The sequence below is a fragment of the Streptomyces sp. DH-12 genome, assembly GCF_002899455.1.
Classification (GTDB): Bacteria; Actinomycetota; Actinomycetes; order Streptomycetales; family Streptomycetaceae; genus Streptomyces.
Genome location: NZ_PPFB01000001.1, coordinates 2,598,408 through 2,618,478, shown reverse-complemented (window position 1 = coordinate 2,618,478; position 20,071 = coordinate 2,598,408). Strand labels below are relative to the sequence as shown.

Genomic DNA, 20,071 nt, shown 5'->3' with positions numbered 1-20,071 from the left:
CCGCACATTACCGCTCACAGCCCGAAGTGACGCTGCAGGTCTCCCAGCTGTCCGGGAAGGCGCGGTCCGCTTCCGGCCGGTCCGGACCCGCCCGGTCCGCCCCCTCCGGGCACCCCGGGCTCCCGCGGCGGCGCCCCCGTGGCCTGCTCCGTCATCAGCGCCTCGGACGACTGCAGCAGCACCGTGCCCGCCCCGACGAACTCGAACTGGTGCTCCTCGCCGGAGGCCCCGCCCAGGCCCGTCATCGCACGTAGACCGCCCAGCAGGCCGGTCATGTAGCCGTGGTCGTAGTGGTGGCACGGGGACGGGCAGTCCGCCCATCCGACCAGCGCCTGCGGGTCCACCCTGATCGGGGGTTCCATGAACACCACCGGACCGTTGGATGCCGCCACGAACTTTCCGGTTCCGATCAGTGTCAGGAAACCTGGCACGATCGACTGCTTCAGTGACAAGCTTGGCTGAAAAGCGAGCAAGTTGCCCGAGCGAATGGTCAGATTGCCATCGTCCAAGTCGTAGGAATTGACGTCGAAGGCCCGGTCGGCGAGGAGCATCCTGCCCGAGCCCTCCGCCACGACCCAGTCGGATGCGTGCAGTGGCGAATGGAACGAGGCACGGACAAGTCGGTCGAGTCGCCCGTGCCCGATGCCGTTGAACTCGATGGCGCCGTAGTAGGCGATCATCTTCCCCTTCTGCAGGAACCACTGGGTCCCCTTGAGCTCCACGCAGAAGGTGTAGTCGTTGACGTTGTCGTCGGAGGGCAGCGTCGTCGGGTCGAAGACCGCCGGCCCGGCGCCGGGCGTTCCGTACGTGCTCACAGCTTCTCCTCCGAGGCCTGGACGTAGACCGCGCCGCTGCCGCTCAGCTCCAGCTGGAAAGCCTCTCCGGAGCCGCGTCCCACCATGTCCCGCCAGCCGAGCGCCGTCGACAGCTTGTTGCGCACGTCGCCGTGGTGGGCGACGTACGCCTGCGGGTCGACGCGCACCGGGTGCCGCGGGGTGATCGGCACCTCGATCACCCCGCCGTGGGCCATCACGGCGACCGCGCCGTGCCCCTTGAGGGTGGTGGTGAACAGGCCCTGACCGGAGACCTGGCCCCGGACCATGCCCATCACCCCGCCCTGCGAACCCAGGAACACCGTGCCCTGCTCCAGCGTCCCCTCGAAGGCCAGCAGCCGGTCCGCCTCGACGTACAGGGTGTCCCCGGAGAGGTGGATCACCTGGATGTGGTGGCCGCCGTGCCCGAACAGCACCGTGCCGTCGCCCTCGACGGTCATCAGGGGCGTGTCCTCGTTCGCCACGCGCCGGCCGATCATCGACATCACCCCGCCCTGGCCGCCGCGCAGGTTCGGAGTGAAGCTGACCTCGCCCTTGTAGGCGAGCATCGCGCCGCGCTGGCTGAACAGCCGCCGGCCGGGGGCGACGGTCGCCTCGATCATCTTGGAGTTGATCTCCCGGAAACCCATGTCAGACGTCTCCCGCGATCGTGTTGCGCTCACTGGGCTGGACGTAGACCACCCCGTCGCCCTCGAAGCGGATCTGGAAGGCCTCGCCGCCGCCCTCGCCCATCAGCGTGCGGAAGGTCACGCCCGACTGGAACGACTGCCGCAGGCTGCCCCGGTGCGCGACGTACGCGCCCGGGTCGACCGTCAGCGGGTACTGCGGGCTGACCCGCAGCAGCACGGCGGGGCCGTCCGACATGATCGCGGCCTGGCCGTGCCCCTCGACGGTGGTCGTGAACAGTCCGTTGCCCTGGGAGGCGCCGCGCAGGCCGGTGAAGGCGGTGCCCGTGCGCAGACCCCCGTCGGTCGCCAGCAGGTTGCTGGACTCGACGTACAGCTTCTCCCCGGTCAGGGCCACCAGGTTGATCTCGGAGGCGCGGTCGGCGAAGAAGCAGGTGCCGTGGCCCCTCACCTCCATGAGCGTCATCTGCTCGCCCGTGAGCCGCCGGGTCACCATCCCCCGGACGCCCTCGCCGCCACCCGTGAGCTTCTTGAAGGCCATCTGCCCGTCGTACGCGACCATGGAGCCGTTCTTCGCCTTCACGGCGTCCCCGGTCATGTCGACGGCGAGCACCTTGCTGCTCTGAAGTCGGAACATCGCCACGCTGCGACGGTAACCGCCGCCGGACCCCGCCGACAGGCCCCGAAGGGGGGACCGGACCCTGATCCGACCCTCATCCGACCCGTACGGACGCACCCGGACCCCTACGGGCCCGTCCCCGACCCCCTGCGGTGATCACTCACCGGGTTTGTCACAATGGACGCGCTTGTGCGCGCGTTCACAAGCCAACCGCACCATCGACACCGACGTCTCTCCCACCCGAAGGTGACCCGTGGACATCAAGACCGCCTCCGCACTCCGACGCCTCCGCCTGGTCTCGGGCCCCGAAGCGATCTCGTTCCTGCTGCTGCTCGTCTGCTCGGTCCTGAAGCGGACCACCGAGTTCAACGCCGTGCCGGTCATGGGCGCGGTCCACGGCTTCCTCTTCGTCCTCTACGCGATCTTCTGGGCCGACGCCTGGAACCGGGCGAAGTGGCCGCTGGGCACCGCGGCGTACTACTTCGTCATGTCGGTCCTGCCGACCGGCGGCTTCTTCGCCGAGCGGCGGCTCAAGCGGGAGACCGAGGACGCGGTGATCGCGACGCGCGCCCGCAAGGAAGGGACCGTGAACGCGTGATCGTCGCCTTCTCCGTGACGCCGCTGGGCGTCGGCGAGGACGTGGGGGAGTACGTCGCCGACGCCGTCCGGGTGGTCCGCGAGTCCGGGCTGCCGAACCGCACCGACGCGATGTTCACCTCGGTCGAGGGGGAGTGGGACGAGGTCATGGACGTGGTCAAGCGCGCCGTGGCCGCCGTGGAGGCCCGCGCGCCGCGCGTCTCCCTCGTCCTCAAGGCGGACATCCGTCCGGGCGTGGAGGACGGGCTGACGTCCAAGGTGGAGACCGTCGAGCGCCACCTGGCCGACTGACGCGTGCCGGTCGCCCTGTCCCGCCGTCCGCCTCGCCGGACCGAAGGGCGAGACAGGGCTGACCGGCATCTGACCCGCCGGTAGGGTCTGGTCCGTGCCGAAGCCGCTCAGTCTCTCGTTCGATCCCATCGCCCGTGCCGACGAGCTCTGGAAGCAGCGCTGGGGAAGCGTGCCGTCGATGGCCGCGATCACCTCGATCATGCGGGCCCACCAGATCCTGCTCGCCCAGGTCGACGCCGTGGTCAAGCCCTACGGGCTCACGTTCGCACGGTACGAGGCGCTGGTCCTGCTGACCTTCTCCAAGTCCGGCGAGCTGCCGATGTCCAAGATCGGCGAGCGGCTCATGGTGCATCCGACCTCGGTGACCAACACCGTGGACCGGCTGGTCAGGTCGGGTCTGGTGGCCAAGCGCCCCAACCCCAACGACGGCCGCGGCACGCTCGCGTCCATCACCGACAAGGGCCGTGAGGTGGTCGAGTCGGCGACCCGCGACCTGATGGCGATGGACTTCGGCCTGAGCGCCTACGACGCGGAGGAGTGCGCCGAACTCTTCGCCATCCTCCGCCCCCTCCGCCTGGCGGCGGGCGACTTCCAGGAGGGGTGACCCCGGGGCTCGTGCACCGCCGTGCGGGAGTGACGAGGGGCACGCGACCCGGCCCCGGAGCGCGGGGAGCGGCCCGTTAGGCTCGACGGCATGAAGAAGAGCGTGCTGACCCGCTACCGGGTCATGGCCTACGTCACCGGTGTCCTCCTCGTCGCGCTGACGCTGGGCATGATCGGCAAGTACGTGCTCGACATGGGCGGCGCGGCCGACTTCACCCAGGTGGTCAGCATCGCTCACGGCTGGCTCTACGTCGTCTACCTGATCTTCGCCTTCGACCTCGGTTCCAAGGCGAAGTGGCCGGTCAAGAAGCAGCTCTGGGTGCTGCTCGCCGGCACCGTCCCCACCGCCGCGTTCTTCGTCGAGCGCGGGATCAGCCGCGAGCTGGCGGCCTCCGTCGAGGACGGGACCCCCGAGACCGCCAGGGCCTGACGCCCCGCGTCGCACCGCCGTACGGACGAGCGTGCGGCGGTCTGCCATCGACAGATACTTGGACGTCCTAGTAAATTCGACGGTATGGACGCTGACGCCATCGAGGAGGGCCGCCGTCGCTGGCAGGCCCGGTACGACGCCGCGCGCAAGCGCGACGCGGATTTCACCACGCTCTCCGGCGACCCCGTGGAGCCGGTGTACGGGCCGCGGCCCGGGGACCGCTACGAGGGGTTCGAGCGGATCGGCTGGCCGGGGGAGTACCCGTTCACCCGCGGGCTGTACCCGACCGGCTACCGGGGGCGGACGTGGACCATCCGGCAGTTCGCCGGGTTCGGGAACGCCGAGCAGACCAACGAGCGCTACAAGATGATCCTCGGCAACGGCGGAGGCGGCCTGTCCGTCGCCTTCGACATGCCGACGCTCATGGGCCGCGACTCCGACGACCCCCGCTCGCTGGGCGAGGTCGGCCACTGCGGGGTGGCCATCGACTCGGCGGCCGACATGGAGGTCCTGTTCAAGGACATCCCTCTCGGCGACGTCACCACGTCGATGACCATCAGCGGGCCCGCCGTGCCCGTCTTCTGCATGTACCTCGTCGCCGCCGAGCGCCAGGGCGTCGACCCGGGCGTGCTGAACGGCACGCTGCAGACGGACATCTTCAAGGAGTACATCGCGCAGAAGGAGTGGCTCTTCCAGCCGGAGCCCCATCTGCGCCTCATCGGCGACCTGATGGAGTACACCAGCGCGCGCATCCCCGCGTACAAGCCGCTGTCGGTCTCCGGCTACCACATCCGCGAGGCCGGGGCGACCGCCGCGCAGGAGCTGGCGTACACGCTCGCCGACGGTTTCGGGTACGTCGAGCTGGGGCTCAGCCGCGGACTGGACGTCGACGTCTTCGCGCCGGGCCTGTCCTTCTTCTTCGACGCGCACGTCGACTTCTTCGAGGAGATCGCCAAGTTCCGCGCCGCGCGCCGCATCTGGGCGCGCTGGATGCGGGACGTCTACGGCGCGAGGAGCGAGAAGGCGCAGTGGCTGCGGTTCCACACCCAGACCGCCGGGGTCTCGCTCACCGCGCAGCAGCCGTACAACAACGTGGTGCGGACCGCCGTCGAGGCGCTCGCGGCGGTGCTCGGCGGGACGAACTCCCTCCACACCAACGCCCTCGACGAGACCCTCGCGCTCCCCAGCGAGCAGGCCGCCGAGATCGCCCTGCGCACCCAGCAGGTGCTGATGGAGGAGACCGGCGTCGCCAACGTCGCCGACCCGCTGGGCGGTTCCTGGTACGTCGAGCAGCTCACCGACCGCATCGAGGCGGACGCGGAGAAGATCTTCGAGCAGATCAAGGAGCGGGGCCTGCGGGCCCACCCGGACGGCGAGCACCCCATCGGGCCGATCACCTCCGGCATCCTGCGCGGCATCGAGGACGGCTGGTTCACCGGCGAGATCGCCGAGTCGGCCTTCCGCTACCAGCAGTCGCTGGAGAAGGGCGACAAGAAGGTCGTCGGCGTCAACGTCCACACCGGCTCCGTCACCGGTGACCTGGAGATCCTGCGGGTCAGCCACGAGGTGGAGCGCGAGCAGGTCCGGCTGCTGGGCGAGCGCAAGGCCGGACGCGACGACGCGAAGGTGCGCGGCGCGCTCGACGCCATGGTCGAGGCGGCCCGCTCCGGCGCCAACATGATCGAGCCGATGCTCGACGCCGTACGCGCCGAGGCGACGCTGGGCGAGATCTGCGACGTCCTGCGCGACGAGTGGGGCGTCTACACGGAGCCCGCCGGGTTCTGACCCGCCCTGGACGACGCGTCTCCGCCCCGGCGGGCACCCCGCCTGCCGGGGCGGAGGCGTACGCGCGGTCCGCGGGCGGCCGTCCCGGGCTCCGTGCGCCCCTGTCCCGGCCTGGGGCGGCCCCTACGGGAAGCGGGCGGTCCGCGCGTCCGGCGTCCGCGGGAGTTCGGCGTGCGCCGCCGCCAGCCCCGACAGCAGCACCCGGGTCAGCCCGCGCACCCACTCCTCGTCGGCCGGCTGGTTGCTGACCAGGGTACGGTGCACCACCGACCCCGCCACCATGTCGAAGATCAGGTCGGCCGTGCGGGCGGAGCGGACCGCGTCGGACTCCGGCGGCAGCTCGCCGCGCTCCTGGGCGCGGGCGCGGCCCGCGGTCACCAGCCGCTTCTGGCGGTCCACGATCGAGGCGCGGATGCGCTCGCGCAGCGCCTCGTCACGGGTGGCCTCGGCGACCACCGCCATCAGCCCGCTGCGCGCCTCCGGACGGGCCAGGATCGCGGCGAACTGGAGCACCACGCCCTCGATGTCGGCGGCCAGCGAGCCGCGGTCGGGCAGGGTCAGTTCGTCGAAGAGCTCCGCGACGGCGTCCACGACGAGTTCGTTCTTGCCCGCCCAGCGCCGGTACAACGTCGTCTTGGCCACCCCCGCGCGCACCGCGACGTCCGAGAGCGTGAGCTTGGACCACCCCAGGTCCACCAGCGCCTGCCGGGTCGCGGCGAGGATCGCGGCGTCGGCCGCGACGCTGCGCGGACGCCCGGTGCGACCGGCTGGGGTGCGGCTCTGCATGGCACGACGATAACGGCGGACCCCGTACGTCGGTGCGTGAGGGAGATCACCGGAGCACCCTGTTCAGCGGACCCCGGCCGGCATTACGCTACGACCCGTAGCGAAAGCACGCGTGACCGGCGTGCCCGAGCGACGACCACCGCGCCGGGTGGGGACCCGGCGCACCCGCACCACACGTACGCCTGGGTTTCCCGGGGGCTTTTCACACTCACGCGGAGTACGGGGGAGGATAGGCGCATGCAGCCACGGAACATGTCCATGAGCGGAGTCGTCGACCTCGCCGCGGTGAAGGCGGCCCAGGAGGCCAAGGCGAAGGCGGAGCAGGCGCGCGCCGAAGCGGCCCGGAGGGGCGGCACGGGCGCCGTCTCGCCCGCCGATCTCGTCATCGACGTCGACGAGGCCGGATTCGAGAGCGACGTCCTGCAGCGCTCCACCGAGGTCCCGGTCGTCATCGACTTCTGGGCCGAGTGGTGCGAGCCCTGCAAGCAGCTGAGCCCCGTCCTGGAGCGGCTCGCCGTCGAGTACAACGGCCGTTTCCTCCTCGCCAAGATCGACGTCGACGCCAACCAGATGCTGATGCAGCAGTTCGGCATCCAGGGCATCCCCGCCGTCTTCGCGGTGGTGGCCGGCCAGGCCCTGCCGCTCTTCCAGGGCGCCGCGGGCGAGGCGCAGATCCGCCAGACCCTGGACCAGCTCGTACAGGTCGCCGAGCAGCGCTTCGGCCTGACCGGGCTGACCGTCGACCCCGAGGCCGAGCCGGGCGGCGGCGCGGCGGCCGACGAGGTCCCCGCCGGCCCCTACGACTCCCTCCTCGAGGCCGCCGCCCGCGCGCTGGACGCCGACGACCTGGACGGCGCGGTGCAGGCCTACAAGAACGTGCTCGCCGAGGACCCGGCCAACCCCGAGGCCACGCTGGGGCTCGCCCAGGCCGAACTGCTGCGCCGGGTGCGGGACATGGACCCGCAGCAGGTGCGCAAGGACGCCGCCGAGAAGCCGGGCGACGCGCAGGCCCAGATCGCCGCCGCCGACCTGGACATGGCGGGCGGCCACGTCGCCGACGCCTTCGGCCGGCTGGTCGACACGGTGGCCCGCACGGCGGGTGACGAGCGCGAGGCCGTACGCGTGCGGCTGCTGGAGCTGTTCGACGTGGTGGGCGCCGACCACCCCAGCGTGGTGACCGCGCGCCGGGCCCTGGCCCGCGCCCTGTTCTGAACCACCCGCACCCGGATGCCCGTTGTCGCCTCTTTCGCCCGTTATGGCGACGAACGGGACCCGAGGTGCCGCCTCGCCGGCAGAGGCTGAAGCGGCCGCGCTTTGCCAAATCTTGGCAAGCGCGGCCGCTGTTACTGCGAGTAAGCCGCAGGGGTTGACCTGTCGGGTTTCGTTCGCGGATCAATGGTTTTGTCCACTCCCGCCGGTGCACCCAGCGTCGCCGATCGGGCCCGGCGGGTCGCGTCGCGGTGACCTGGCCGTTACTAGCCAGTAACGAACCCCCTTGTGCGGGCGGCGAGAATGCACCACGATCGGCGACGCTCGGTCCCTTGCCCGTACACCCGACAGCCGGTCGGGCCGCGGGAACCCCTGGGTCCCCACCGAGCAGGAGCGTCGGCAGTGACGTCGCTCCTTGGACAGGGGGGTCTTCGTCCATCCGGCGAAGCCTGTCCAGCAGGGTTGTGCGTGATGCGTGTCAGGCGCGACCAGTGGTTGTCGCTCGGGGGTGGTCGCCGGCGAATCCGGGCGCGTCACCCGCGCCGCGGAATGCGGGCGCTCCCCTTCCCGAGGACGTAGCACTTCTCCCATCCCTGCCCGACTCGGCCGCCGGTCAAGGCGGTGAGCCAGGACAGGAGATGTACGTCCGAGAAGGAGGAAATATGGAGTCCCAGGTGCGTGGCGGGACCAGATGGAAGCGGTTCGCCGTGGTCATGGTGCCCAGCGTGGCCGCCACGGCGGCGGTGGGCATCAGCCTGGCGCAGGGCGCCCTCGCGGCGTCGTTCAGCGTGTCGGGCCAGTCGTTCAAGGTGACGGCGCAGAAGCTGGAGGGCAAGGGCTTCTCGCAGTACGGCGCGCTCACCGAGGGCTACACCCTCACCGGCGGTAAGGCGACCCACCCGGTGGCCGTCTCGGCGTTCAAGGACGCCACGATCCAGAAGATGTGCCAGTCGGTCGTCACGCCGAACATCCCGGTGCTCGGCTCCGTCACGCTGCGGCTGACGGCGGGTGACAGCTCCGACAAGGACAGGCAGGTCAAGGCCGAGAACCTCTACATCGATGTCGCCAACCTCGAGGCGGACGCCACCTTCGGGGGCATCGACATCGGTGTTGCGGCCAAGGACGCCAACAAGGGCCCTGGCATGAAGGGCGGCAAGGAGGAGGCGAACCCGTTCGGCTTCGCTCAGCAGGCGGACACGGCGCTGCTCACCGACGTGAAGCAGACGGCGTGGGCGACCACTGCCGGAACCTTCAAGCTCAGCGGCCTGAAGATGTCGCTGTCCACGAAGAACAAGGAGTGCTACTAAGCACTCCTTGGCGGGCGGGGCGCCACCGGCTCCCCGCCCGCCCGGCCCGTCCTCCGGGCGCGGCCCCATCATCACCACAGCAACGCCGCACCAGGGAGCTGTTTTCCATGAGCGCCGAGACATCTGCCGCCTCCGGCCAGTTCACCCGCCGGAGGCTGCAGTTCCGGGCCTGGCGGGGATCGCGACCGTTCTGGGCGGGCCTGTTCGTCCTGTTCGCAGGCTTTCCGATCATGTACTTCCCGTACGCGAACCTCCAGATCGGTCATCTGACGCTGGCCATGTCCACGACTGCGGGTGCCGGCTCCCTGATCATCGGGGCGCTGTTGGTCGTCCTGGGCGTCAGCCTGTGGGTCCAGCAGCACATCCGCGTCTTCGCCGGCGTCGCGGCCATCCTGCTGGGACTGGTCTCCCTCCCGGTGTCCAACTTCGGCGGCTTCCTCATCGGTTTCCTCTTCGCCCTCATAGGCGGAGCGATGGCCGTGTCGTGGGCGCCGGGCGTTCCGCCCGAGCCGCAGGCGGCTGGGGCGGGTGAGGACGGGGGCGCGGCCCCGGAGGCGGACGCGGAGCCCGGCGGCACGCTCCCCGAACCGCGGGACGGGGCGGACGAACCGAACGATCTGTCAGGAACGAGCCCGGCGAACGGGGCGAACGGGAGGCACAGTGCCGGCTGACGAGGCGACCCGCGGGGCTGATGTGGAGCCGTCCCGTGGGAGAACCGGGCCGCGTCACGCGGCGCCCAAGAAGCCGTTGTTCACCAGGTTCCACATGCCCGCGGGGAAGGCGATAGCCATCGCGGCGATGCCGACCGCGGTACTGATGGGGATGGGCTTCACGCCGACGCTCGCCCAGGCCGACGACCAGCCGTCGTCGAGGAGTCTCACGGCCGACGAGTTCAAGGAGTGCCTGGAGGCCATCGAGCAGGCGGAGAAGGGGGATGCGAGCGCGTTGCCCACCCCGTCCGCCACCGCGAGCGAGAGCGCCTCCGAGGACGACGAGGAGCCCTCGGCGGACCCGTCCGCATCGGCCCCCGTCCAACAGGCCCCGGACAAGGACGCGGACAAGGGCTCGGACTCTTCGCCGGATTCAGGTTCCGACGACGAGGCCGCCCCCGCGCCCACGCCCTCCGCGACCGCGGGCGGACAGGCGGCGGAGGCCGAGCCCGCCCCGTCCCCGTCGGAGACCGACCGGAACCTGCTGGAGCAGATCGGGGACGCCGTCAAGGACGTCTTCACACCCGGCGACAAGAAGGACGAGGAGACGCCGAGCCCCGGCCCGTCCGCCCCCGCGTCGTCGTCCGCCCCCGCCGAGGAGACGGACGACAAGGGCGAGGAGATCGTCCGGGAGCCCGCGGAGAAGGCCGCCGAGACCGCCGGGGACACCGGTGAGAAGGCCGGCGAGGCGGCGGAGGAGATCACGGAGCAGCCCGAGGAGCCTGCGGCGAAGGAGCCCGCGGCGGAAGGGACCGAGGAGCCCGGGGCCACCGCCTCGCCCAGCCCCTCCGAGTCGTCCGGGATGGACCTGGAGGACTGCCCGGTCGCCACCGACGCCGAGGGCGGGGTCGACAACAACGTCCCGTTGCCCGACGTCCCGTGGTTCCTGAACGCCAGCTCGCTGCTGCTGAAAGGCGCCGACTACAAGGGCATCGTCGAGGTACGGACCGCCGGCGGCGTCACGAAGAAGGTGCTGAAGTACGTCGTGTCCGACGGCACCGACATCGGCGACCTGCACCAGACGGTCAAGGATGAACAGTCCGGCAAGACGTACCACGTCCAGGCCGCCAAGGGTTCGACGTCGACCATCCGCGACGGCGACACCGTGATGTACACGGAGCGCATCTCCGGCAAGCTGCTCGGGCTGATCCCGATCACCTTCGACCCGGAGCACCCCCCGCCGCTGAACATCCCGCTGATCTACTTCACCGACGTGACGGTTCAGCAGGCCGGCCAGTTCGGCGGAACCCTGCACATCCCCGGCCTGCGCCAGTACATCACCGACTGAGCCGCCCGCCGGGATCCACGGAACCCGCCTGGATCCACGGAACCTTCCGGGAACCGCACGACAGCACCGAGGGCGCCCCCAGCGCGGCAGGGGGCGCCCTCGGGCACGTGCACCGGGCGTGCGGTCAGGCGGTCGCCTCGCCGAGGTGGTGGACGCGCACCATGTTGGTGGTGCCGGGGACGCCGGGCGGGGAGCCGGCGGTGATCACCACGATGTCGCCCTCGTTGAACCGGCTGAGCCGGACCAGCTCCTGCTCCACCAGCGCGACCATCTCGTCGGTGCTGTTGACGAACGGCACCACGTACGGCTCTACGCCCCAGCTCAGCGCGAGCTGGTTGCGGGTCGACTCGTCCGTGGTGAACGCCAGGATCGGCTGCGCGACGCGGTAACGGCACAGCCGGCGGGCCGTGTCGCCGGACTGGGTGAAGGCCACCAGGCCCTTGCCGCCGAGGAAGTCGGCGATCTCGCAGGCCGCGCGGGCCACCGAACCGCCCTGCGTGCGCGGCTTCTTGCCCGGCACCAGCGGCTGCAGGCCCTTGGACAGCAGCTCCTGCTCGGCCGCCTGGACGATCTTCGACATCGTCCGCACGGTCTCGATCGGGTACGCGCCCACGCTCGACTCGGCGGACAGCATGACCGCGTCCGCGCCGTCCAGGATCGCGTTGGCCACGTCGGAGGCCTCGGCGCGGGTCGGACGGGAGTTGGTGATCATCGACTCCATCATCTGGGTCGCCACGATCACCGGCTTGGCGTTGCGCCGGCACAGCTCGATCAGGCGCTTCTGCACCATGGGGACCTTCTCGAGCGGGTACTCGACGGCCAGGTCGCCGCGCGCGACCATCACGCCGTCGAACGCCATCACGACGTCCTCCATGTTCTCCACCGCCTGCGGCTTCTCCACCTTGGCGATGACGGGGACGCGGCGGCCCTCCTCGTCCATCACGCGGTGGACGTCGGCGACGTCCTTGGCGTCCCGGACGAAGGACAGGGCGACCAGGTCGCAGCCCATCCGCAGGGCGAACCGCAGGTCCTCGACGTCCTTCTCGGACAGCGCCGGCACGTTCACGGCCGTGCCGGGCAGGTTGATGCCCTTGTGGTCGGAGATGACGCCGCCCTCGATGACGATCGTCTTCACCCGGGCGCCCTCGACGTCGACCACCTTCAGCTCGACGTTGCCGTCGTTGATGAGGATCTGGTCGCCGCGGGAGACGTCGCCCGGAAGGCCCTTGTAGGTGGTCCCGCAGATCGTCCTGTCACCGGGGACGTCCTCGGTGGTGATGGTGAACTCGTCACCGCGCACCAGCTCGACGGGGCCCTCGGCGAAGGTCTCCAGGCGGATCTTCGGGCCCTGGAGGTCGGCGAGGACGCCGATGGCCCGGCCGGTCTCCTTGGCGGCGGCCCGGACCCGGTCGTACCGGCCCTGGTGCTCGGCGTGCGAGCCGTGGCTGAAGTTGAAGCGGGCCACGTTCATGCCGGCTTCGATCAGAGCGACGAGCTGCTCGTGGGAGTCGACCGCGGGGCCGAGAGTACAGACGATTTTCGAACGGCGCATGGGGCGATCCTATCGGTTTGTTTCGCTCCGGAATATTCCGTCTGGCGGAATGAACACATGAGGTTCCCGCTGCTCAGTTGTCCTTTCCGACCAGTGCGTAGGTCTGCTGTGCGATCTCCATTTCCTCGTCCGTGGGTACCACCGCGACCGCCACCCGTGCCCCCTCGGGCGAGATCAGCCGCGCCCCGCCGCCGCGGACGGCGTTGCGCTCGCCGTCCACCGCGAGGCCCAGCCCCTCCAGGCCCGCCACGGCGGCCTCGCGCACCTCGGCGGAGTTCTCGCCGATTCCGGCGGTGAAGGCCACCGCGTCCACCCGCCCGAGAACGGCGTAATAGGCGCCGATGTACTTCCTCAGACGGTGAATGTAGATGTCGAAGGCGAGACGCGCTCGTTCGTCGCCCGCGGAGATCCGGCGCCGGATCTCCCGCATGTCGTTGTCTCCGCACAGGCCGACCAGCCCGCTCTTCTTGTTCAGAAGAGTGTCGACGTCGTCGGCGGACATTCCGCCGACGCGCATCAGATGGAAGATGACGGCCGGGTCCATGTCACCGGACCGCGTACCCATCACGAGCCCCTCCAAGGGGGTGAGCCCCATGGAGGTGTCCACGCAGCGGCCCGCCCGCACGGCCGAGGCGGACGCCCCGTTGCCCAGGTGCAGCACGATCACGTTCACCTCCTCGGGCGCCTTCCCCAGCAGCCGCGCCGTGACCCGGGAGACGTACGCGTGCGAGGTGCCGTGGAAGCCGTAGCGGCGCACCCGGTGCGCGTCGGCGGTCTCCACGTCGATCGCGTAGCGGGCCGCCGACTCCGGCATCGTGGTGTGGAACGCGGTGTCGAACACGGCGACCTGCGGCAGGTCCGGGCGCAGCGCCGTCGCCGTGCGGATGCCGGTGAGGTTGGCCGGGTTGTGCAGGGGCGCCACCGGGATCAGCCGCTCGATCTCGGAGAGCACCCGTTCGTCGATCACGGTCGGCTCGGTGAAGCGCTTGCCGCCGTGCACCACCCGGTGGCCGATCGCCAGCAGCTCGGGGGAGTCCAGGCCCAGCCCGTCCGCCGCCAGCTCCTCGGACATCGCCTTCAGCGCGGCGTCGTGGTCGGCGACCGGGCCGGTGCGCTCCCGTGTCTCCCCGCCGGACACCAGCGGGGTGTGGCGCACCAGCGAGGTCCGCTCGCCGATCCGCTCGACAAGACCGGACGCCAGCCGGCTGCTGTCGCTCATGTCCAGCAACTGGTACTTCACCGACGAGGAACCGGAGTTGAGGACGAGGACACGGGAGGGGATCACTGGGCGGCTGCCTTCTCGCTCGGGGCCGGGGACTGGGCCTGGATCGCGGTGATCGCGACGGTGTTGACGATGTCCTGCACCAGGGCGCCCCGGGACAGGTCGTTGACCGGCTTGCGCAGGCCCTGGAGGACCGGGCCGACGGCGATCGCGCCGGCCGAGCGCTGCACGGCCTTGTAGGTGTTGTTGCCGGTGTTCAGGTCGGGGAAGATCAGCACGGTCGCCTGCCCGGCCACCTCGGAGCCGGGCAGCTTGGTCGCCGCGACCGACGGCTCCACGGCCGCGTCGTACTGGATCGGCCCCTCGACGCGCAGGTCCGGCCGGCGCTCGCGCACCAGCCCGGTCGCGGTGCGCACCTTGTCCACGTCGGCGCCGGAGCCGGAGGTGCCCGTCGAGTACGACAGCATCGCGATCCGCGGCTCCACCCCGAACCGCGCCGCGGTGGCCGCCGACTGCACCGCGATGTCGGCGAGCTGCTCGGCGTCCGGATCCGGGTTGACCGCGCAGTCGCCGTACACCAGCACCTTGTCGGCGAGGCACATGAAGAACACCGACGAGACGATGTCTGCGTCCGGGCGGGTCTTGATGATCTCGAAGGCCGGGCGGATGGTCGCCGCCGTGGAGTGCACCGAGCCGGACACCATGCCGTCGGCGAGGCCCTCCTCGACCATCAGCGTGCCGAAGTAGTTCACGTCGGACACCACGTCGTACGCCAGCTCCACGGTGACGCCCCGGTGGGCGCGCAGCGCCGCGTACTTCTCCGCGAAGGAGTCGCGCAGCTCGGAGACGGCCGGGTCGATCAGCTGGGTGCCGCCCAGGTCGATGCCCAGATCGGCGGCCTTCTTGCGGATCTGGTCGACGTCGCCGAGCAGGGTCAGCTCGCACACGCCCCGGCGCAGCAGCACCTCCGCCGCGTGCAGCACCCGCTCCTCGGCGCCCTCCGGGAGCACCACCCGGCGCAGGTCGGAACGTGCCTGTTCGAGCAGCTTGTGCTCGAACATCATCGGGGTGACGCGGCCGCCGCTGGGCGCGGACACCTGGCGGGTGAGCTCGGCGGTGTCGGTGTACCGCTCGAACAGGCCGAGCGCCCGCTCCGCCTTGCGCGGGGTGGCCGCGTTCAGCTTGCCCTCCAGGGAGAACAGCTGCTCGGCGGTGGGGAAGCTGTTGCCCGGCACCGACAGCACCGGCGTGCCGGGCGCCAGCCGGTCGGCGAGGGTGAGGACGCGTTCGCCGGGCACCTCGTCCAGGGTCAGCAGCACCCCGGCTATCGGCGGGGTGCCGGCGCTGTGCGCGGCCAGCGCGCCCACCACCAGGTCGCCCCGGTCGCCCGGGGTCACCACCAGGCAGCCCGGGGTCAGCGCGGCGAGCAGGTTGGGCAGCATCGCGCCGCCGAAGACGAAGTCCAGGGCGTCGCGGGCGAGCCCGGAGTCGTCGCCGAGCACCACCTTCGCCCCCAGCGTGTGGGCGATCTGGGACACCGTGGGCGCGGACAGCGCGGGCTCGTCGGGCAGCACGTAGCAGGGCACGGGCAGCCGGGAGGCGAGCCGCTCGGCGATCTCGTCCCGGTCCTCGCGCGCCACCCGGTTGACCACCATCGCCAGCACGTCGCAGCCGAGGGTGTCGTAGGCGCGGTAGGCGTTGCGGGTCTCCGCGCGCACGGACTCGGCGGTCTGCCTCCGGCCGCCGACCACGGGGATCACCGAGGCGCCGAACTCATTGGCGAGGCGGGCGTTCAGGGACAGCTCGTCGGGGAACTGCGTGTCCGCGTAGTCGGTGCCCAGCACCAGCACCACGTCGTAGTCGCGGGCCACCAGGTGGAACCGGTCGACCAGGGTGGACACCAGCTCGTCGGCGCCGCGCTCCGCCTGGAGCGCGGAGGCCTCGGCGTAGTCCATGCCGTAGACGGTCGCGGGGGCCTGGGAGAGCCGGTAGCGGGCGCGCAGCAGTTCGAAGAGCCGGTCGGGCCCGTCGTGCACCAGGGGACGGAACACACCCACCCGGTCGACCTGCCGGGTCAGCAGCTCCATGACCCCGAGTTCGACGACCTGGCGGCCGTCGCCGCGGTCGATGCCGGTCACGTACACGCTGCGGGTCACGCGCGCTCTCCGTTTCGTCGGGGGGCCGCAAAGGCAACGGCGGGGCCTTGAAACCGCCCACACAGGTGAGTGGATCCCTCTTGACAATACCTGCGGCGCTGGTTTAGGTGCCCGCGCGTCCGGCCGTCGGCGACGCTCCGGCGGACGTGAAACAATCGGCAGTGGCTCACCCGGTATCGACAGCGACCAGGAGACACAGCACGATGCGTATAGGAGTCCTCACCGCAGGCGGCGACTGCCCTGGGCTGAACGCAGTGATCCGGTCGGTCGTGCACCGGGCGGTGGACAACTACGGCGACGAGGTCATCGGCTTCGAGGACGGCTACTCCGGCCTGCTCGACGGCCGCTACCGCACGCTGGACCTCAACGCGGTCAGCGGCATCCTGGCCCGCGGCGGGACCATACTGGGCTCCTCCCGGCTGGAGCGCGACCGGCTGCGCGAGGCCTGCGAGAACGCCTCCGACATGATCCACCAGTTCGGCATCGACGCGCTGATCCCGATCGGCGGGGAGGGCACGCTGACGGCGGCGCGGATGCTGTCCGACGCCGGTCTGCCGGTGGTCGGCGTCCCGAAGACGATCGACAACGACATCTCCTCCACGGACCGCACCTTCGGCTTCGACACCGCCGTCGGCGTCGCCACCGAGGCGATGGACCGCCTGAAGACCACCGCCGAGTCGCACCAGCGGGTGATGGTCGTCGAGGTGATGGGACGGCACGCGGGCTGGATCGCCCTGGAGTCCGGCATGGCGGCCGGCGCCCACGGCATCTGCCTGCCGGAGCGGCCCTTCGACCCGGCCCAGTTGGTCAAGATGGTCGAGGAGCGCTTCGACCGGGGCAAGAAGTTCGCGGTCATCTGCGTCGCCGAGGGCGCCCACCCGGCCGAGGGCACCATGGACTACGGCAAGGGCGAGATCGACAAGTTCGGCCACGAGCGCTTCCAGGGCATCGGCACGGCCCTGGCGTACGAGCTGGAGCGGCGCCTCGGCAAGGAGGCCAAGCCGGTCATCCTGGGCCACGTCCAGCGCGGCGGCGTCCCGACGGCGTACGACCGCGTCCTCGCCACCCGCTTCGGCTGGCACGCGGTGGAGGCCGCCCACCGGGGCGACTTCGGCAGGATGACCGCCCTGCGCGGCACGGACATCGTGATGGTCCCGCTCGCGGAGGCGGTCACGGAACTGAAGACGGTCCCGAAGGATCGCATGGACGAGGCGGAGTCGGTCTTCTAGGCGGTCCCCTCACCGGCCGTCGTCCTCGCCCGCGTCGCCGTGGCCGCCGCTCCGGCCGGGGCGGCGGCCACGTGGTCCCGGTGGTCCTGGCGCAGTCGGCGGAGGACCCCCTTCCGGACGGCTGCCGCCGGCCCGTTGTCCGAAGCGCGACGCTCCCGGCGACGGAGAGGGCCTTCCGGGCCGACCAGCCGTCGTCGCCGTGCCTGCCGTCGTACGGCGACGTGCGGAACCCGTACGCCTTGCCGTCGGCCCCGTCGCCGTCGGCGCCGCGACGGAAGCCCGCAAACGGAGCTGGTTCCGCCGGAGGGTTGCGGTGATCTCCGTCGCTCCGCAGGCCGGTTCCGTGCTGTGCGTGACCGGTTTTCGATCTTCTCGTCCCGGCGCGTCAATGTTGTCGTACAACCTTCACCCTTTCGTGTGAGTCTCCTGAGCGCGACGCCCGTCCGGGCGACGGGTTTCCCGCTCCGCTCCTCACGCAGAAGGACCTTGCGAACTGACATGCGCACACCACGGCATTTCTGGAAGGCGTCCGCGGTCGTCGCGGCCGGCCTGTCCGGGGCACTCGTCCTGCAGACCGTGACGGGACAGGAGGACGGCGGCTCCCACGCCGGCGGTGTGCCGGCGCCCGTCACCAGCAAGGCGGAGACCACCGCGCTACGGGTCTCCGGGGACGGCACCTCCGCCTCCCTGGGCAAGCGGGACACCGGGCCGTTCAGCATGCTCGGCGTGACCTGGTCCGACCCGTCCGCCCGCGTCGGCGGCACGGTCGAGGTCCGCACCCGGGCCGCCGGTACGCAGGAGTGGTCACGGTGGCTGACCCTGGACGGCGACAGCGGCCAGGGCGAGAGCGGCGCCGTGCGCGGCGGTACCGAACCGGCGTGGGTGGGCCCGTCCGACGGCGTCGAAGTGCGGGTCGACGGAAAGGATTCGGCCAGGCTGCCCAAGGGCCTGCGCCTGGACATGGTCGACCCCGGCAGCGGCGAGGTCACCGCGCTGGAACCGGCGGCGTACGTGGCCGAAGGGGTCGAGGAGAGCGAGGAGCCCACTCCCTCGGCCACCGAGCCGGAGACCGGCACCGAGCCGCAGCCGGACGCCGCCACCCCGCAGACTCCCGCCTCCGAGACGCCGCCCGAGCCGTCCCCCTCCGAACCCTCGGCGCCGGAACCCTCGGTGACCGAGCCGTCGGCCCCCGTCACGCCGTCCGCCCCGGACACCTCCTCGCCCACCGCCTCCCCCACCCCTTCGGCGAGCGCCCCGCCCGCGCCGCCGTCCACCGCGCCCCGCCCGCCGATCACCTCCCGCGCCGCCTGGGGCGCGGACGAGTCGATCAGCCCGGAGGAGCCGGGCTACCTGCCCGGCGGGAAGGTCAAGGCGGTCGTGGTGCACCACACCGCCGAGTCCAACGACTACACCTGCGCCCAGGCCCCGGCCGTGGTGCGCGGCATCTACGCGTACCACGTGAAGCAGCTGGGCTGGAAGGACGTCGGCTACAACTTCCTGGTCGACAAGTGCGGCAGGGTCTACGAGGGACGCAAGGGCGGAGTCGACCGGCCGGTGATGGGCGCCCACGCCTACGGCTTCAACGCCGAGACCACCGGCATATCCGTGCTGGGCACCTACACCTCCACCGCGCCCTCCGCGGCCGCCATGACCTCCGTCGCCCGGATCGCCGCGTGGAAGCTCGGCCAGTACGGCGTCGCCCCCACCGGCACCGCCACCCTCACCGCCGGCGACAGCGGCCGCAGCTACTCCGGGAAGACCTGGGCCAAGGGCGCCCAGCTGACCCTGCCCGCGATCCACGGCCACCGCGACGGGTACAACACCCAGTGCCCCGGCGACGCCTTCTACGCCAAGCTCGCCACCATCCGCACCTGGGCGGGCGGACCGGTCTCCGGCCTCACCCTGAAGTCCGTCACCGGCAACAGCACCTCCGGCTCGACCACCTACACCAGGGCCGGCATCACGGTGAACTGGTCGGCCACCACCCCGGCCGCGCTCGTCTCGAAGTACGAACTCCTGGTGGACGGCAAGGCCGTGGCCACCGCCGCCGGCACCGCCACCTCCGCCAAGGCCACCCTGACCGCCGGCACCCACCAGGTGGCCGTCCGCGCCGTCCACCAGTCGGGCAGGACGACCACCACGGCGGCCGCGACCGTCGTCGCCGAGACCACCGCCCCCGCCTTCACCACCAAGCCGAACCTGGCCCTGCGCACCGGCACCGTCAACACCGCCGCCGTTCCGCTGACGCTGAAGTGGAAGGCCGCCGACGGCGTCGCGCTGAAGGAGGTCCGGCTCACCGCCCCGACCGCCAAGACCTACGGTCCCACGGTCACCAGCGCCGGCCACACCGCCAAGTCCGGCGCCGCCACCACCTGGTCGATGAAGGCCTACGACCGGGCCGGCAACACCGCCACCGCCTCGGTCGCAGGGACCCCGGTCATCCTCCAGGAGAGCTCCGCCACCAAGTCCGGCACGTGGACGACCAAGTCCTCCTCCAGCTACCTCGGCGGCAAGTCGTACACCAGCTCCTCCAAGAACGCCTCGCTGAGCTGGACCTTCACCGGCCGGTCCGTCGCCTGGACCGTCTCCCGCGCCGCCACCTCCGGCCAGGCCCACGTCTACGTGGACGGCAAGAAGGCCGCCACCGTGGACCTGAAGTCGTCCACCACCAAGTACCGCGACGCGATCTGGACCAGGACCTGGAGCGGCAGCGCCAAGCACACGATCAAGATCGTCGTCGTCGGGACCAAGGGCCGTCCGGCCATCACCACGGACGGCATCGTCTACCTCAGGTAGAGGCCCCTCCGCCCTCGGCGGGCCACGACGGC

Annotated in this window: 18 protein-coding genes; 11 read left to right on the top strand and 7 right to left on the bottom strand. The window is 71.2% G+C overall.

Annotated elements, in window-relative coordinates:
- Positions 1-14 precede the first annotated feature (14 nt).
- Genes C1708_RS10325 through C1708_RS10315 form a run of 3 tightly spaced genes read right to left on the bottom strand, consistent with a single transcriptional unit; the run spans position 15 to position 2,096 of the window.
- Complete coding sequence (locus C1708_RS10325; RefSeq protein ID WP_106412387.1) at positions 15-815, bottom strand: AIM24 family protein; 801 nt, start codon at positions 813-815, stop codon at positions 15-17.
- Complete coding sequence (locus tag C1708_RS10320) at positions 812-1,462, bottom strand: AIM24 family protein (protein ID WP_106412386.1); 651 nt, start codon at positions 1,460-1,462, stop codon at positions 812-814. Before C1708_RS10320 ends, C1708_RS10325 begins: the two co-directional genes overlap by 4 nt.
- 1 nt (position 1,463) lies before the next feature.
- The gene (locus C1708_RS10315) at positions 1,464-2,096 is read right to left on the bottom strand and encodes an AIM24 family protein (RefSeq protein WP_106412385.1); all 633 of its coding nucleotides are present in this window, start codon (positions 2,094-2,096) and stop codon (positions 1,464-1,466) included.
- A gap of 235 nt (positions 2,097-2,331) precedes the next feature.
- Between C1708_RS10315 and C1708_RS10310 the strand changes: the two genes are divergently transcribed.
- The 5 genes from C1708_RS10310 to icmA all read left to right on the top strand — a co-directional run bounded on the left by C1708_RS10310 (position 2,332) and on the right by icmA (position 5,784).
- Positions 2,332-2,676: a DUF3817 domain-containing protein gene (locus tag C1708_RS10310; protein ID WP_106412384.1), complete on the top strand. Its 345-nt coding sequence runs from the start codon at positions 2,332-2,334 to the stop codon at positions 2,674-2,676.
- Complete coding sequence (locus C1708_RS10305) at positions 2,673-2,966, top strand: MTH1187 family thiamine-binding protein (RefSeq protein ID WP_102638326.1); 294 nt, start codon at positions 2,673-2,675, stop codon at positions 2,964-2,966. Before C1708_RS10310 ends, C1708_RS10305 begins: the two co-directional genes overlap by 4 nt.
- A 94-nt stretch (positions 2,967-3,060) precedes the next feature.
- Entirely contained in the window at positions 3,061-3,570 is a 510-nt protein-coding gene (locus tag C1708_RS10300) for a MarR family winged helix-turn-helix transcriptional regulator (RefSeq protein WP_106412383.1), read from the top strand.
- Between the two features lie 90 nt (positions 3,571-3,660).
- Positions 3,661-3,999, top strand: a complete 339-nt coding sequence (locus C1708_RS10295) for a DUF3817 domain-containing protein (protein ID WP_106412382.1) — start codon at positions 3,661-3,663, stop codon at positions 3,997-3,999.
- Positions 4,000-4,083: 84 nt separating this feature from the next.
- Positions 4,084-5,784, top strand: a complete 1,701-nt coding sequence (gene icmA / locus C1708_RS10290) for a coenzyme B12-dependent isobutyryl-CoA mutase large subunit (RefSeq protein ID WP_106412381.1) — start codon at positions 4,084-4,086, stop codon at positions 5,782-5,784.
- Between the two features lie 123 nt (positions 5,785-5,907).
- Here icmA and C1708_RS10285 read toward each other — a convergent pair whose 3' ends face one another.
- Complete coding sequence (locus C1708_RS10285; protein WP_106412380.1) at positions 5,908-6,570, bottom strand: TetR/AcrR family transcriptional regulator; 663 nt, start codon at positions 6,568-6,570, stop codon at positions 5,908-5,910.
- 237 nt (positions 6,571-6,807) lie between these two features.
- On the opposite strand from C1708_RS10285, the gene C1708_RS10280 reads away from it, so the two are divergent.
- From C1708_RS10280 to C1708_RS10265, 4 genes are all read left to right on the top strand, one after another.
- Positions 6,808-7,782, top strand: coding sequence for a tetratricopeptide repeat protein (locus C1708_RS10280; RefSeq protein ID WP_106412379.1), 975 nt, complete (start codon positions 6,808-6,810; stop codon positions 7,780-7,782).
- Between the two features lie 659 nt (positions 7,783-8,441).
- Positions 8,442-9,086, top strand: coding sequence for a DUF6230 family protein (locus tag C1708_RS10275; protein WP_106412378.1), 645 nt, complete (start codon positions 8,442-8,444; stop codon positions 9,084-9,086).
- Between the two features lie 107 nt (positions 9,087-9,193).
- Positions 9,194-9,757 carry a DUF6114 domain-containing protein gene (locus tag C1708_RS10270; RefSeq protein ID WP_106412377.1) on the top strand — a complete coding sequence of 188 codons (564 nt, stop codon included), beginning with the start codon at positions 9,194-9,196 and terminating at the stop codon, positions 9,755-9,757.
- Positions 9,747-11,084 (top strand): hypothetical protein, encoded by a 1,338-nt coding sequence (locus tag C1708_RS10265; protein WP_106412376.1) that lies wholly within the window; start codon positions 9,747-9,749, stop codon positions 11,082-11,084. Before C1708_RS10270 ends, C1708_RS10265 begins: the two co-directional genes overlap by 11 nt.
- 124 nt (positions 11,085-11,208) lie before the next feature.
- Here the strand turns inward: C1708_RS10265 and pyk are convergent, their stop codons facing one another.
- The 3 genes from pyk to pta all read right to left on the bottom strand — a co-directional run bounded on the left by pyk (position 11,209) and on the right by pta (position 16,014).
- Positions 11,209-12,636, bottom strand: a complete 1,428-nt coding sequence (gene pyk, locus C1708_RS10260) for a pyruvate kinase (RefSeq protein WP_106412375.1) — start codon at positions 12,634-12,636, stop codon at positions 11,209-11,211.
- Between the two features lie 73 nt (positions 12,637-12,709).
- Positions 12,710-13,921 (bottom strand): acetate kinase, encoded by a 1,212-nt coding sequence (locus tag C1708_RS10255; protein ID WP_106412374.1) that lies wholly within the window; start codon positions 13,919-13,921, stop codon positions 12,710-12,712.
- Positions 13,918-16,014 (bottom strand): phosphate acetyltransferase, encoded by a 2,097-nt coding sequence (gene pta / locus C1708_RS10250; RefSeq protein ID WP_106412373.1) that lies wholly within the window; start codon positions 16,012-16,014, stop codon positions 13,918-13,920. Before pta ends, C1708_RS10255 begins: the two co-directional genes overlap by 4 nt.
- 203 nt (positions 16,015-16,217) lie before the next feature.
- On the opposite strand from pta, the gene C1708_RS10245 reads away from it, so the two are divergent.
- Entirely contained in the window at positions 16,218-17,243 is a 1,026-nt protein-coding gene (locus C1708_RS10245; RefSeq protein WP_106412372.1) for an ATP-dependent 6-phosphofructokinase, read from the top strand.
- 498 nt (positions 17,244-17,741) lie between these two features.
- Positions 17,742-20,039 (top strand): N-acetylmuramoyl-L-alanine amidase, encoded by a 2,298-nt coding sequence (locus C1708_RS10240; RefSeq protein WP_198602451.1) that lies wholly within the window; start codon positions 17,742-17,744, stop codon positions 20,037-20,039.
- The last annotated feature ends 32 nt before the right edge of the window (positions 20,040-20,071 follow it).

Coding starts and splice junctions, on each gene's coding strand:
- C1708_RS10245 (WP_106412372.1), top strand. CDS start 16,218: ATGCGTATAGGAGTCCTCACCGCAGGCGGCGACTGCCCTGGGCTGAAC.
- C1708_RS10315 (WP_106412385.1), bottom strand. CDS start 2,096: ATGTTCCGACTTCAGAGCAGCAAGGTGCTCGCCGTCGACATGACCGGG.
- C1708_RS10275 (WP_106412378.1), top strand. CDS start 8,442: ATGGAGTCCCAGGTGCGTGGCGGGACCAGATGGAAGCGGTTCGCCGTG.
- C1708_RS10270 (WP_106412377.1), top strand. CDS start 9,194: ATGAGCGCCGAGACATCTGCCGCCTCCGGCCAGTTCACCCGCCGGAGG.
- C1708_RS10320 (WP_106412386.1), bottom strand. CDS start 1,462: ATGGGTTTCCGGGAGATCAACTCCAAGATGATCGAGGCGACCGTCGCC.
- C1708_RS10240 (WP_198602451.1), top strand. CDS start 17,742: ATGCGCACACCACGGCATTTCTGGAAGGCGTCCGCGGTCGTCGCGGCC.
- C1708_RS10285 (WP_106412380.1), bottom strand. CDS start 6,570: ATGCAGAGCCGCACCCCAGCCGGTCGCACCGGGCGTCCGCGCAGCGTC.
- pyk (WP_106412375.1), bottom strand. CDS start 12,636: ATGCGCCGTTCGAAAATCGTCTGTACTCTCGGCCCCGCGGTCGACTCC.
- icmA (WP_106412381.1), top strand. CDS start 4,084: ATGGACGCTGACGCCATCGAGGAGGGCCGCCGTCGCTGGCAGGCCCGG.
- C1708_RS10280 (WP_106412379.1), top strand. CDS start 6,808: ATGCAGCCACGGAACATGTCCATGAGCGGAGTCGTCGACCTCGCCGCG.
- C1708_RS10295 (WP_106412382.1), top strand. CDS start 3,661: ATGAAGAAGAGCGTGCTGACCCGCTACCGGGTCATGGCCTACGTCACC.